The organism is Streptomyces sp. NPDC085937, from assembly GCF_044540535.1.
Classification (GTDB): Bacteria; Actinomycetota; Actinomycetes; order Streptomycetales; family Streptomycetaceae; genus Streptomyces.
This window is the reverse complement of sequence record NZ_JBITSH010000001.1, coordinates 757,323-770,839: the sequence shown is the minus strand read 5'-3', so window position 1 is coordinate 770,839 and position 13,517 is coordinate 757,323. Positions and strand designations below refer to the sequence as shown.

The 13,517-nt window shown below is 74.8% G+C and carries 6 protein-coding genes and 1 pseudogene; 1 reads left to right on the top strand and 6 read right to left on the bottom strand.

Going from position 1 to position 13,517, the window contains the following annotated elements; all coding sequences use genetic code 11:
- Positions 1-124: 124 nt before the first annotated feature.
- The 6 genes and pseudogenes from ACIF8S_RS03370 to ACIF8S_RS03345 form a co-directional block, all read right to left on the bottom strand.
- Positions 125-1,927, bottom strand: coding sequence for a serine/threonine-protein kinase (locus ACIF8S_RS03370; protein WP_399997009.1), 1,803 nt, complete (start codon positions 1,925-1,927; stop codon positions 125-127).
- Positions 1,928-2,054: 127 nt separating this feature from the next.
- Positions 2,055-3,326 (bottom strand): annotated as a pseudogene (locus ACIF8S_RS03365) (serine/threonine-protein kinase); the annotation flags it as partial.
- Positions 3,327-3,408: 82 nt separating this feature from the next.
- Positions 3,409-5,064, bottom strand: a complete 1,656-nt coding sequence (locus tag ACIF8S_RS03360) for a protein kinase (protein WP_399997008.1) — start codon at positions 5,062-5,064, stop codon at positions 3,409-3,411.
- A 198-nt stretch (positions 5,065-5,262) separates the two neighbouring features.
- Positions 5,263-7,722 carry a protein kinase gene (locus ACIF8S_RS03355; RefSeq protein ID WP_399997007.1) on the bottom strand — a complete coding sequence of 820 codons (2,460 nt, stop codon included), beginning with the start codon at positions 7,720-7,722 and terminating at the stop codon, positions 5,263-5,265.
- A gap of 153 nt (positions 7,723-7,875) precedes the next feature.
- Positions 7,876-9,891, bottom strand: coding sequence for a serine/threonine-protein kinase (locus tag ACIF8S_RS03350; protein WP_399997073.1), 2,016 nt, complete (start codon positions 9,889-9,891; stop codon positions 7,876-7,878).
- 370 nt (positions 9,892-10,261) lie between these two features.
- Complete coding sequence (locus ACIF8S_RS03345; protein ID WP_399997006.1) at positions 10,262-11,968, bottom strand: glycerol-3-phosphate dehydrogenase/oxidase; 1,707 nt, start codon at positions 11,966-11,968, stop codon at positions 10,262-10,264.
- A 297-nt stretch (positions 11,969-12,265) separates the two neighbouring features.
- On the opposite strand from ACIF8S_RS03345, the gene ACIF8S_RS03340 reads away from it, so the two are divergent.
- On the top strand, positions 12,266-13,474 hold the full coding sequence (locus ACIF8S_RS03340) for a nucleotide sugar dehydrogenase (protein WP_399997004.1): 1,209 nt from the start codon (positions 12,266-12,268) through the stop codon (positions 13,472-13,474).
- The last annotated feature ends 43 nt before the right edge of the window (positions 13,475-13,517 follow it).

Genomic DNA, 13,517 nt, shown 5'->3' with positions numbered 1-13,517 from the left:
CGCCGACCGCGCCGGAAGCCCCCGGTGGGCCGGGCCTGGGCGCCGGGCCTGGGCGCCGGGCCTGGGCGCCGGGCGTCGGCCCGCCGCCGCGGGCCCGGCCCACGCCCGGCCCACGCCGGCCGGGTCACCGCTTGTGGACGTCCCACGCGTCGAAGACCGTGCGGGCGATCTCGCGGCCGTCCTCGGCGAAGTAGCCCTTCGCCGGGTAGACGACCCACAGGCGGTACATGTCACCGTCCGTGTTCCGGTAGTACAGGACCTGCGCCTCACGCTCCAGCGGCGGCGTGGTCGTCGTCGTGAAGACGATCGTGTTCGTCGCCGCGTCCCGGTCCTCGTACGTCGTCTCCCGCGGCCGCCCCTGCGGCGCGGGCTGGCCGGCGATGCCCCAGGAGAACTCGCCGTCCTTCAGCTCGTTCCAGTGGGCGAACGCCTCCTCGGAGGCGGATGCCGGGAGCTCGTTGTTTTTGTCGTCGGCCTTCAGGTCGCGGTCGGTCTCGATCCGCACCATCCCGCTCGGGTCGGTGAAGCCGACCACCGTGCCGTCCCAGTCGTCGGCGGGCTTGTCCTTCACGAAGCCCTCCGGCACCGCGAGGGCGACGCCCACCCGGTCCCCAAGGTCGTGCCGCTTCCAGCCGTCGGGCAGCGGGCCCGCGAAGGGGTCCACGACCACCAGGGTCACCGCGACGGCCGCCGCGACCACCGCCGCGCCCAGGCCCAGCAGCGTCTTACGGCCGATGCGGATGCCGCCCTGCCGCCCCGGCACGGGCAGCGCGGCCATCTGCGTGGGCTGCGGGGCGGGCGGGTCGGCGGCCGCCTCCAGCGCGGCACGCACCTGGGTGGCGTTCGGCCGGCGCGCCGGGTCCTTCTGCAGCAGCCCGGTGATGACCTCGGCCAGCGGCCCCTGCGCGGAGGCCGGCGGCGCCGGCACGGCGTTGAGGACGGACTGCAGCGTCGCGGGGGTGTTGCTGCGGCGGAACGGCGAGACGCCCTCCGTCGCCGCGTACAGCACCACGCCGAGCGACCACAGGTCCGAGGCGGGTCCGGGCCGCTGGCCCAGCACCCGCTCGGGGGCGATGTACTCGGGCGAGCCGACGAAGCCGCCGGTGTCCGTCAGGTTGGTCTCGCCCTCGATCTGGGCGATGCCGAAGTCGGTGAGGACGACCCGGTCGTGCCGGCCGAGCAGCACGTTGTCCGGCTTGACGTCCCGGTGCAGGATGCCCGCCGCGTGCGCCGCCTCCAGCGCGCCGAGGACCTCCAGGCCCACCCGGGCGGCCTCCCGCACGGAGAGGGTGCCCTCCTCCTGGAGCACCGCGCCCAGCGAGCGGCCCTGGACGAGTTCCATGACGATCCACGGCCGGCCGTCGACCACCGCGACGTCGTGGACGTTGACCACGGCGGGGTGGTCCAGGCGCGCGGCGGCGCGGGCCTCGCGCCGCATCCGCTCGGAGGCGTTGGCCCGTTCACGTTCGGGAAGGTGCTCCGGGACGCGGGGCTCCTTCACGGCGACCTCGCGGTCCACCGTCTCGTCCTTGGCGCGCCACACCGTGCCCATGCCGCCGTGCCCGAGCTTGGCGAGCAGCCGGTAGCGGCCGGCAATGAGCCGTCCGGCCCCGGGATCGGCCGCCGTCGGGCCCGACGGGTCCTGCCCGCCCGCCGGATCGGGTCCGGAGCGCCGCTGCGGGTCCTGCCCGCGCCCGCCGTCCTGTCCCCGCGCACCGTCCGGTTCTCGAACGCCGTCCCCCGCCGGGTGCCGCGGCCGGTCGTGTCCGTGCGGCGCGTCACCGCCCTGCGGCGGGACGACGACGGTCGGCGCCGCATACGGATTGCCGGGGTGCGGCACGGCCGCCGGCGGGTTCGGGTTGGGCGGTTGCAGACCAAAACTGGTCGGCTCGTCGGCCCCGTTGCGGGCTCCCCCGTCACTGCTCATGGGTCCATCCATATCGTGCCGGACCGTCACGCTTCCACAGCGGGCCGCCAGCGGTCACAGACCCGTGACCCACACCGGGCCTTATGCGGTCTTCATGGCACTATGCGGCAGAGGGTGAGGCGTCGTCAGGTGTCCCGGAGGTGTCCGGTGACGCCGAACCGCCGGACTCCGTCGGCGTGGGCGAGGTGCCGGCGCCGGCCTCGGTCGGCCCCGTCGACGAGGGCACCGGCCGCTGCGGGGCGGTGGTGGAGGGCGGCCGGGGCCCAGGGGCCGGCTCGGTGACGGGCGTGTCCGGGACCGTGGTGGTCGGCGTGCCGCCCCCGTCTCCGTCGCGGTCCTGGAGCAGCAGCGCCCCCGCCGACACCCCGGCGCCTGCCATCGCGGCCACCACCAGCGCCGCGACGAGCGCGCCCCGGGTGGGCTGCCGCCGTACGGTACGTCCCTCGGGCCGGCCGGCGACCGGCACCTCCCGCCACATCGGCAGCCGCCTACGGGACGGGGCGCGGTCCGGAAGCAGGTCGAGCGGCGCGGTGTCGGGCGTGCGGCCGGTCGCGAGGAACGCCCTTAACATCCGTTCGGCCCGGTCGGCGTCCAGCCGGCGGTCCGGGTCGCGTTCCAGCAGGCCGAGGACCACCGGGAGAATCGGCCCGGCCTGCGCGGGCGGGCGGATCTCGTCGACCACCACCGCGTGCAGCACACCGCTCAGGGAGTCCCGCCGGAACGGCGACTCGCCGCTGAGCGCCTCGCACAGCAGCGCTCCCAGCGACCACAGGTCCGACTCCGGCCCGGTCCGCGCGCCCGACATCCGCTCGGGGGCGGTGTACTCGGGCGAGCCGACGAACGTGCCGCTCTCGGTGAGCGTGGTCGAGCCGGGCATCTGCGCGATGCCGAAGTCGGTGAGCAGCACCCGGTCGGTGCCGTTCTCCAGCAGGACGTTGGCGGGCTTGAGGTCGCGGTGCAGCACACCGGCGGTGTGGGCGGCACGCAGCGCGCCCAGCAGGTCGACGCCGATCCGCGCGGCCTCCGCCGCACCCACCGGCCCGTCGGCGGCGATGTGGTCCGCGAGGGACGGCCCGTCAATCAACTCCAATACGATGTACGGCCGTTCGTCGTCCTCCACGACGTCGTGCACGACGATGATGTTCGGGTGGCTGAGCTGCGCGAGCGCGCGCGCCTCGCGCAGGGTGCGGTCGCGCTGCCGCCGCGCGTCGGCCGCGGTGAGCGTCTCGTCGAAGGGCAGCTCCTTCACCGCGACGCCCCGGCCCAGCAGTTGGTCGGTGGCCCGCCAGACCACGCCCATGCCGCCGCGCCCGAGCTGTCCCTGAAGACGGTAACGACCCGCGATGACGCGGGCGTTGTCCCCGTCGTTCCCGTTGTCCGGCTCCCCCTCGGTCACCATGCGCCCATCATGCCCCACCGGATGTGTTCGCTCCGGTACGGCGATTCGGCCAACGGGCGCACGTCCGCGCACGCCGGGGGCGTCAGGGCTCGCGCCAGCCCTTCAGGATGGTCTCGAACTGCTCCCGGGTGGTCTCCCAGTCCTCGGCGGGAGCGGCCATGTAGAAGGCGTACTCGACCCCGTCGCGCGTGATGTACATCTGGTCGATCGCCCGGTAGGGACCGGGGAACTCGGTGTCCTTGGCCAGCGCGGTCCAGCTGTACTCCAGGCGCGCGGCCTCACGGTCGCGGTACGTCAGCCGCTGCAGGTCCACGCGCCGGTAGTCGACCAGCCGCCGGCCGACCTGCTGGTCGAGGTCGCCCAGGTGCTCGTACGGGTCGTCGAAGTCGGGGGCGTCGTCGGCGGCGATGCGCAGGAAGTGCTTGCCGCCGTCGGGCGTGTAGTCGACCTGCCGGGTCTCCTCGTCGAACACCACCCGCTCCCAGTCCTCGCCGGGCAGCACGACGCTGAAGCCGAACGGGTCGGTCCGGCGCACCCAGCCCTCGGGCAGGCTGCCCGCGGCGGTCGCGCCCTGGTCCGACGCGTCCGGCGACACCGTCGGGCCGACGTCGGCGGACGCCGTCGGGCCGGCCGTGGTGCGGTCCCGTTCCCCCTGCTGCTGGAGCACGACCGCGGTGCCCCCGCCGATGATGGCGGCCAGCGCGACGACCAGGGCGACCGTCCGCGCGCGCGTACGCCGGCGTGACACGGCCGGCGGCCCGTACGACGCCTGCACGGAGGTCGGCCCGCCGCCGCGCGGGTGGGGCCGGGTCCCGGCGCCGCCCGGGTACGCCGGTGCGACGGTGCCGGCGTGCTGCCCCGGCGGGCGCGGCACGCGCGCGTCGACGGCCTCGGTGGGCACGTACTCCTGCGCCGCCCGTGGTCTGCGCCCCTCCGCGGCCTCGGCGAGCATCTGCTCGGTCCGCTCCGCGTCGGGACGGGTGGCCGGATCCTTCCGCAGCAGTGCGCCGATGACGGGCGCGAGCGGGCCGGCGTGCTGCGGCGGCTCGGCCTCCTCCTCGACGACGGCCTGCATGGTGGTGATCGGCGACGTCCGGCGGAACGGCGACAGGCCCTCCACCGCCGTGTACAGCGTCGCGCCGAGCGCCCACAGGTCGGACGCGGGACCGGGGTCGTGGCCGCGGACCCGCTCGGGCGCCAGGTAGTCCACGGAACCGACGACCTCGCCGGTGCGGGTGATCGCCGTGTCGCCGTCTATCTGCGCGATGCCGAAGTCGGTGAGCAGCACCCGGCCGTCCCGGGCGAGCAGCACGTTGCCGGGCTTGACGTCGCGGTGCAGGACGCCGGCGGCGTGGGCGGCGCGCAGGGCGCGCAGGACCCACAGGCCGATGCGGGCGGCCTCGCGGGGCTCGACACGCTCCCGTTCCTTCACCGCGTCGGCCAGCGAGTGGCCCTCGACCAGCTCCATGACGATCCACGGCCGGCCGTCGTGCTCCAGCACGTCGTGCACGGTGACGACGGCGGAGTGGTTGATCCGCGCGGCGGCGCGCGCCTCCGCGCGGGTGCGTGCCAGCAGGGTGGCCTGTTCGCTGTCGGAGACGTAGAGCGCCGCGGTCAGTTCCTTGATGGCGACGGACCGGTGCAGCACCTCGTCGTGCGCACGCCACACCCGGCCCATGCCACCGTTCCCGATGGATTCGCCGAGTCGGTAGCGGCCCGCGACGAGCGAGCCCTGCATCTGATTCACGTTGCCCCGCAATGGTCTTGACAGGGTCAGGGTAGGTACCCGGAACCCTTCCTGGGAACGGAGGGGGTGCCAAGGAGACCGCACTGTGATGGTGTGTGGTGCCCTCTCCGCGGTGCCGCGCCCCGAGCCGGCCCGCCCGGCCGGCTCCCCCTCCGCCCGCGCCTTCTCCTCCGCTTCGGCCCTACCGCATCAGCCGGTGAACCGGTACGTCGCGGCCGCCTGTTCGTAGAGCCGTGTCACCTCGTCCCGCTCGCTCTCCGGCCCGCGCACCTGCACCACGTGGTAGCGGCCGTCGATCAGCGCGGCGAGGTTGCGCACGTACAGCTCGCCCGCGTCGCCGGTCCAGGTGAACTGGCCCTCGGCCATGGTCCGTCCGCCCACCTCGATGGTCTTCAGACCGGTGGAGGTGGCCCAGCTGGAGTCGCGGTACGGCTGGAGCTCACGCTCGGCGTCCCGCTGGTAGGCCATGGGATCGCCGCCGAACTGCTGGGCGCTGTCCCGGCCCGGCACCACGATGAGCTCGAAGCCGCCCTTGCTGTACACGACCTGCCCACTGCCGTTCTTCGCGGTGCGCTGCCAGCCCTCGGCGACGGCGACGCTGAAGCCCTCCGGGTCCTTGCGCAGCGTGAAGCCGTCGGCGGCCTCGGGGCCCGTGGTCTGGGTCTCCGCGGTGCCCGCCGACTCCTCCGGGCTGCTCTGCGGGCTGTCCCCGGCGCTCGGCGAACCGGCGTCGCCCGACGGGCTCGGCGCGCCGCCGCCGGCGGCAGCCGTGCGGTCGGACGACGGCGACCCGGAGGTCTTCTCACCGGCCTTCGGCATGAACAGCATCGCGTACGCGACCGCCGCCGCCAGCGCGAGCAGCACCAGCAGGAGCAGGGTGCGGCCGAGACGGCGTGGTGAACCGCCCTTCGGTGCGGCCCGCTTGTGCCGTCCGTGCTGGGCGGGGAGCCCGGCGCGCCGTCTGCGCACCAGCTCTCCCCGGCGCCGTATGACCGGCAGACGGCGGGCGTCGACCGGCGGGGCGGTGACGACGTTCAGGCCCGCCTCCGGCTCGGGCGCCGAGCGCACCAGCGACCGCAGCCAGCCGCGCAGTTCCTCGAAGTCCGGGCGCTCGGTGGGGTCCTGGCGCAGCAGCGACTCCACGACCGGCCGCAGCGGGCCGCACTCCTCGGCGAAGGCGGGCGGCTCGGCGCAGACCATCTGCACCAGCTCGGCCGTCGACTCCTCCGGGTAGGGCGCGTGCCCCTGCACGGCCCGGAACAGCAGGGTGCCCAGCGCCCACAGGTCGGTGGCGGGTCCGATGGGCGCGGCGAGCTGCCAGTTCTCGTGCACGGGGCCGGCCTGTTCCGGTGCCCAGCGCTCGGTGACGGCGCCGACCACGGCCATCCGGGCCTGCCGGGCGCGCTCGGCGGCCAGCGCGGTGGCCGGGCCCCGGCGCGCGGGGGCGGCCGGCGCCGCCGGGTCGTCCCAGCGGCCTCCCGGGGCGGCGGTGGCACCGGTCGCCTCGGCAGGGGCGGCGGGCGCGGGGAGGGCGGGGGCGGGGGCGGGGCCCGTGTCCGTGCCGATGCGGGGTGTGGCGCCGTGCCAGCCGGAGGCGGCCACCCCGTAGGGGTCGGCTATCTGTCCCGGGGGTGTCTGCCCGGTGTCTTCCTCGGGGGCGGGGCGGGCGCCGGGCAGGGCGGCGCGGGTGCCCTGCTGGGCCTCCTGGACCCGGGCGGCGGCGCGGGCGCCCGCCCGGTAGGCGGCGATGGCCCCGGCACGTGCCGCGCGTACGTCGCCGGCGCTGTCCAGGGCGCGGGGCGCGACCACGGGCGACAGGTCACCCGGTGCGCCGGACCGGCCGCCGCCCTCCGGCAGCCGGCCGGCCCGGGCCTCGATGGCCGCGCGGCGCGCCACGTCCGGGTCGGGGTCGGCGGTGAACCCGGGCGGCCAGGCCGGTCCGCGTCCGCCGTCCGTCCCGGGGCCGCCCGCCGGCCCCAGCGCCTCGAGCGCGGTGCTCGGCTCCGGCTCGTCGTCGGGCGGCGGCACCGGGTCGTAGCCACACAGCGCCTCCTCGGCGGCGCCGACCGCCAGCCCGGTGAGCATCACCCGGCCGTCGTCGCAGACCAGCACCGTGCGCGCGGTGATGTTGCGGTGCACCCAGCCGTGCGAGTGCAGCACCCTGAGGGCCGTCAGCACGTCGGAGGCGACCTCGGCCGCCCGGTACGGCGACAGCGGCTTCTCGGCGAGCAGGGCGGCCAGCGGGCGCGCGGCGACGTACTCGCTGACGATCCACAGCGAACCGCCCTCCGCGAACACGTCGAAGACCTGGTCGAGGCGGGGATGGTCGGGCAGGGCGGCCGCGGCCTGTGCGGCCTCCACGGCGCGCCGCACCACCGGGTCGGCGGGCCGCCGCACGGCACCCCGGGCGCCGCCGGGCACGGATCCGCCGCGGCGCGCGCTTCCGTCGCGGGCGGTGAAACCGTCGGGCAGCCCCTCGGCGTCCAGCACCTCGGCCTCGACGACCTCCGGTAACGGCACCTGCCGGACCAGGACCTCGGAACCGCTGTAGGTGTCGAAGGCGCGGGTCTCGGTCAGTTCGTACTCGTCGGAGGGGGGCAGGGGCAGGCGGTAGCGGTCGGCGAGAACCCGTCCCGCATAGTCGTCCACGATGCCTCCCCCGGCACTACGGTCGGTCAGTTCCGTTCTCCGGACGGGCCGTTCCGGTTCCGTACGGTCCGCAACCACTCACGATACGTGCCGGAGGCAACCCGCAGAGAGGGGATGCCACATCTGGTTCCCCGATCCGCGGGCCGGTCCCGGTCAGGACTTCGGCCGGAACGTCTCCGTCAGCGTCCGCCAGGTGTTCCGGCGCTGCTCGCCGTCCCACGCGTCGGCCCTGGCCGTGTACATCAGGCCGTACCCGAGGTCGTCGTTGACGACGGTGCCCCGGTCGACGGAGCGGAACGTGGTCCCGCCGTCGACGTAGGTGAACTCCCAGTCGGCCGTCTTCCAGCCGCGGTACTCCACCGCCACGATCCGTATGCGCTTGTACTTGGGACGCACCATGGCACGCTCCTGGTTCGTCCAGTCGGCGACCGGGTCGTCCTTGGGCGTGGTGGTCCAGCCGATCAGCAGCTTCTGTCCGTTCGGCCCCGTGAAGCGGTCCCCGGCGCCGTCCGACGACTTGTACTTCCAGCCCGCGGGCAGGCCGATCGAGTAGCCCTGCTTCCCCCTGTGCGTCGTGTACGGCTCGGGCTTCGTCGCGCCGCCGCCGTCGCCCGCCGAGCCGCCGTCGCCGGCGCCCGCGCCCTGGCCCGTCCCGGTGCTGTCCGGGGTGGCTCCCCCGGTCGCGCCGGCGCCGGACGACGCGGTGGCCGAACCGTCGGTGCCGGTGCCGTCCTTGTCGTCGTTCCTGGTGTCGGCGCTGGGGGTGCTCCCGGCCGTGGTGCGGTCGCCGGTGCCGCCCTGTGTGCCCTTGCCGTCCTCGTCGTCGCCGCCGAGCGTCAGGGCGAGCACGGTGGCGATCACGGCGAGGACCACGACCAGGGCGATGACGATCAGTGTGCGGCGCGGCACCACGTCGGTGATCGGGGCGCGCGGCGCGGGCCGGGCGGGCAGGTCCGGCGGGGTCATCACGGGCCAGCCCGAACTGCGGCCGCCGGAGTCGGCGTTGCGGCCGGCGCCGGCCTGGCGTCCGGTTCCCGCGGCGGGACCGGTGGCGGCGGACGGGGCGGCGGCACCGGCGCCGGACGCGTGCGTCGCCGCGCCGGACGCCGAAGCGGGCGTGCCGCCGCCGGACTTGGTGCGGGCGGCGCCGGCCGCGCCGGCGCCCACGGCGGCCTTGCGCACGGAGCGCAGGGCGCCGCGCAGCTTCTCCGCGGCCTCCTCGCCCCGCTTGGGGCCGGTGTCGCGCCCGCCGGGCTGCTCGGGCAGCGGCACCACCCGGGTGGCGTCCGACGGCTGCCCGTCGGCGCCCTTGGTGCCGGGTGCCGCGATGACGGCGCTCAGCATGGCCCGCGCGGCGCGGTCGTCGAGCCGCCGGGCGGGGTCCTTGTCGAGCAGGCCGTGGATGACGTCCCTGAGCGGTCCGGCGTTCCTCGGCTCCTCGAGCGGCTCGGTCATGACCGCCGTGAGCGTCGCGATCGCGGAGCCCTTGTCGTACGGTGGGCTGCCCTCGACCGCCGCGTACAGCAGTCCGCCGAGGGACCACAGGTCGGCGGCGGGGCCGGGCTTGTGGCCACGGGCCCGCTCGGGGGAGATGTAGGAGGGGGCGCCGACGAGCATGCCCGTCGAGGTGATGGAGGGGTCGCCCTCGACCTGGGCGATGCCGAAGTCGGTGAGCACGACCCGGCCGTCCTCCGCGATCAGCACGTTCGACGGCTTCACGTCACGGTGCAGGATGCCCTCGCGGTGCGCCGACCGCAGCACGTCGAGCACGGCGAGCCCGACCTCGGCCGCGCGGCGCGGCTCCAGCAGGCCGTCCTCACGGATGACCTCGGCGAGAGACTTGCCCTCGACGAGCTCCATGACGATCCAGGGCCGGTCGTCCTCCTGGACCACGTCGAAGACGGTCACGGCGCTGGTGTTCCGGATCCGCGCGATCGCCTTGGCCTCGCGCAGCGTCCGGGTGATCAGCCGCCGCTTCTCCTCGTCGTCGATGCTCCCCGGGAAGCGGAGCTCCTTGACGGCGACCGTGCGGCCCAGGGTTTCGTCCTCGGCCCGCCACACCGTCCCCATGCCGCCGCGGCCGAGCACGTCTCCCAGCCGGTACCGCCCGGCGAGGAGACGTGCGCTCTTGTCCTGACGGGATGTCCCCGCCCGCTCCGCCTCCGACATGCGTCCCCTCATGCAACCCGCCCTGACAGAGCCTTCATTGTCCCTCACCCGACAAGTGCTCGACGCCCAGGGTGCCCCTGTCCGCACACCGGACACGGCGGGCGGACGGGCCGGGGGAGCGAAGTGTTCCCCACCCTGCCGGACGGGTCCCGACAAAGAGGGCTTCGAACCGCGCGGTTTCGGACACGAATGGGCCGTCCGGCGTCACCCGGCGAACCCTCCCGGCCGGACGTCACCCCTGCTCCGGCCTCGGCCCGCCCCGGCCCGCCGTCCCACGCGAGCCTCGAAACGGCCTGGGCCGTGGCCGACTTGTGCCCCCGTCACACGCCGACGGCCCCTGCTGCGCGAGGAACCGCGAAAGGTCAGGCTCCTAGAGCGGCACGATGTCGGGCGCCCCCAGGCGGGCCGCGTCCGCCGTCAGGTCGTCGGGCTGCCGCTGCGACTCCCGCTCGGCCTCCACCCGCTTCTCGTAATGCCGCACCTCGCGGTCGATCTGGCCGCTCTCCCAGCCCAGCACCGGCGCCATCAGCTCGGCGGCCTCGCGCGCGCTGCGCGTGCCCCGGTCGAAGGTCTCGATGGATATGCGGGTCCGCCGGGTCAGGACGTCCTCCAGGTGCCGCGCGCCCTCGTGCGAGGCGGCGTAGACGACCTCGGCCCGCAGGTAGTCGTCGGCGGCCTGCAGCGGTTCACCCAGCGAGGGGTCGGCGGCGACGAGGTCCAGCACCTCCTCGGCGAGCGACCCGTACCGCTGGAGCAGATGCTCCACCCGGACCGGGTGCAGGCCGGTGCGGGCCGCCGTGCGGGCGCGGGAGTTCCACAGCGCGTGGTATCCCTCGGCGCCCACCAGCGGCGTGTCCTCGGTGACGCAGTCCGCCACGCGCAGGTCGAGTCCGTGCACCGCGGCGTCCACCGCGTCCTTGGCCATCACCCGGTACGTCGTGTACTTGCCGCCCGCCACCACGACCAGGCCGGGCACGGGGTGGGCCACCGTGTGCTCGCGGGACAGCTTGCTCGTGGCGTCCGACTCGCCCGCGAGCAGCGGCCGCAGCCCCGCGTACACGCCTTCGACGTCGTCGCGCGTGAGGGGCACCGCGAGGACCGAGTTCACGTGCTCCAGGACGTAGTCGATGTCCGCGCTGGAGGCGGCCGGGTGGGCCTTGTCGAGGTCCCAGTCGGTGTCCGTGGTGCCGACGATCCAGTGCCGGCCCCAGGGGATGACGAACAGCACGGACTTCTCCGTGCGCAGGATGAGCCCGGTGGTGGAGTGGATGCGGTCCTTGGGCACGACCAGGTGGACCCCCTTGGAGGCCCGTACGTGGAACCGGCCGCGCTCGCCGACCATCGCCTGGGTGTCGTCGGTCCACACCCCGGTGGCGTTGACCACCTGCTTGGCGCGGATCTCGTACTCGCCGCCGCCCTCCACGTCCTGCACCCGGGCGCCGACGACCCGCTCGCCCTCGCGCAGGAACCCGGTCACCCTGGCTCCGTTGGCCGTCTTCGCGCCGTAGGCCGCGGCGGTGCGCACGAGGTTCAGCACGAAGCGGGCGTCGTCCATCTGGGCGTCGTAGTACTGCAGGGCGCCGACCAGCGCGTCCTTCTTCAAGCAGGGGGCGACACGCAGAGCCTGACGTCGGCTCAGGTGCCGGTGCACGGGCAGGCCCCGGCCGTGGCCGTGGGTCATCGCCATGGTGTCGTAGAGCGCCACGCCCGCTCCGGCGTAGAGCCGCTCCCACGCCCGGTGCTGCAGCGGATAGAGGAACGGCACCGGGCGCACGAGGTGCGGGGCGAGCTTCTCCAGCAGCAGGCCGCGTTCCTTCAACGCCTCACGCACAAGGGCGAAGTCGAGCATCTCCAGATAGCGCAGGCCGCCGTGGATCAGCTTGCTGGACCGGCTGGACGTGCCCGACGCCCAGTCACGGGCCTCGACCAGTCCGGTGGACAGTCCGCGCGTCACCGCGTCGAGCGCCGTGCCCGCACCGACCACGCCGCCGCCCACCACCAGCACGTCCAGCTCGCGCTCCGCCATGGACGCCAGTGATTCGGCGCGCTGCGCCGGACCCAGTGTCGCTGTCCTCACCGCTGCCTCCCGCTCATCGGTCGCATCGGCCACACCCGTGGGGCGAAGCCCGGTCCCACACCCTCATGCCCAAATTCTGACCGGCTTGCCCGACTTCAGCCACACGCCGCCACAGCCTGTGGACAACCACCCGGCCGCAGCCTGTGGACAACCCTGCGGGACGACTCACCGAAAACGAGCCGATCAATCCCACATATCGGTCATATTTACTCCTAGTCTGACATTGCGCTCGCCTGTCCAGTCCACGGCGCTTGCGCACCTGTCGCACTCCGGCTATCGGGAAGGACGGCCCACGCCATGCCCGCAGATCTCGCCGTCATCGGACTCGGCCCCTACGGACTGCCCCTGGCCCAGGCCGCCGTCGCCGCCGGCATCCCCACCGTCGGGTTCCGCACCGGCCCCGAGCCCGGCTCCCTCAGCCCCGCCGAGCAGCGCCGCATGCTCGCGCAGGGTTTCCGGGTCACGACCAGCGCGGCCGAGCTGGGCCGGGTGCGCACCGCAGTGATCTGCGCCCCCACCCCGCCCGCCGCCGACGGCGGACTCGACCTCTCCCAGGTCGAGACGGCCGCCCGCACCCTCGCCGCGCAACTGCGCCCGCACACCACCGTGATCCTGGAGTCCCCCGTGCCGCCCGGCACGACGGAGGGACCGCTGCTGCGCCTGCTGGAAACCGGCTCGGGTTTGCGCGCGGGACGCGACTTCCACCTCGCCCACTCCCCCAGCCGGGTGGACCCGGGCAACCGCGACTTCACCCCCGCCAACACACCGAAGGTCATCGGCGGCCTCACCTCCGCCTGCACCGAGTCGGCGGCGGCCTTCTACGGCCGGATCACCGACAAGGTGGTCCGCGCCCGCGGCCCGCGCGAGGCGGAGACGGTGCAGCTCCTGGAGACCAACTTCCGGCACGTCAACATCGCCCTGGTGAACGAGATGGCGGCGCTCTGCCACGACCTCGGCATCGACCTGTGGGACGTGCTGCGCTGCGCGGAGACCAAGCCCTTCGGCTACCTCGCCTTCCGCCCCGGCCCCGGCGTCGGCGGCCACACCGTCCCCCAGGACCTCACCGCGCACGCCGGCCGCACCCTGCGGATGGCGGAGCTGGCGCAGGAGGTCAACGGCCGCATGCCCCGCTACGTCGTGCAGCGCGCCGCCGCCCTGCTCAACGAACACGGCAAGTCCGCCCGCGGCGCGCGCGTGCTGCTCCTCGGGGTCACCTACAAGGCCGACCTCGCCGACCTGCAGGGCAGCCCGGCGCAGGAGATCGCGGTCCGCCTGATGGAGCTGGGCGCCGCCATCAGTTACCACGACCCGCACGTGCCGTCCTGGAACATCCTGGACCGCCCCGTCCCCCGCGCGGACTCCCTCTACGAGGCCGCGGCGGACGCCGACCTCACGATCCTGCTCCAGCAGCACCGCACGTACGACCTCCAGGGCCTCTCGGTGAAGGCCCAGCTCCTCCTGGACACCCGAGGCGCGACCCCGACGGGGGCGGCGCACCGGTTGTAAGGGCGAGGCACGCGAAGGGGCCGGTCACCTGTTCAGGTGGCCG

What these genes read in the sequence shown, in the direction of transcription:
- ACIF8S_RS03370 (WP_399997009.1), bottom strand. Translation starts at nt 1,927, where the DNA reads ATGAGCAGTGACGGGGGAGCCCGCAACGGGGCCGACGAGCCGACCAGT.
- ACIF8S_RS03360 (WP_399997008.1), bottom strand. Translation starts at nt 5,064, where the DNA reads ATGCAGGGCTCGCTCGTCGCGGGCCGCTACCGACTCGGCGAATCCATC.
- ACIF8S_RS03350 (WP_399997073.1), bottom strand. Translation starts at nt 9,891, where the DNA reads ATGTCGGAGGCGGAGCGGGCGGGGACATCCCGTCAGGACAAGAGCGCA.
- ACIF8S_RS03340 (WP_399997004.1), top strand. Translation starts at nt 12,266, where the DNA reads ATGCCCGCAGATCTCGCCGTCATCGGACTCGGCCCCTACGGACTGCCC.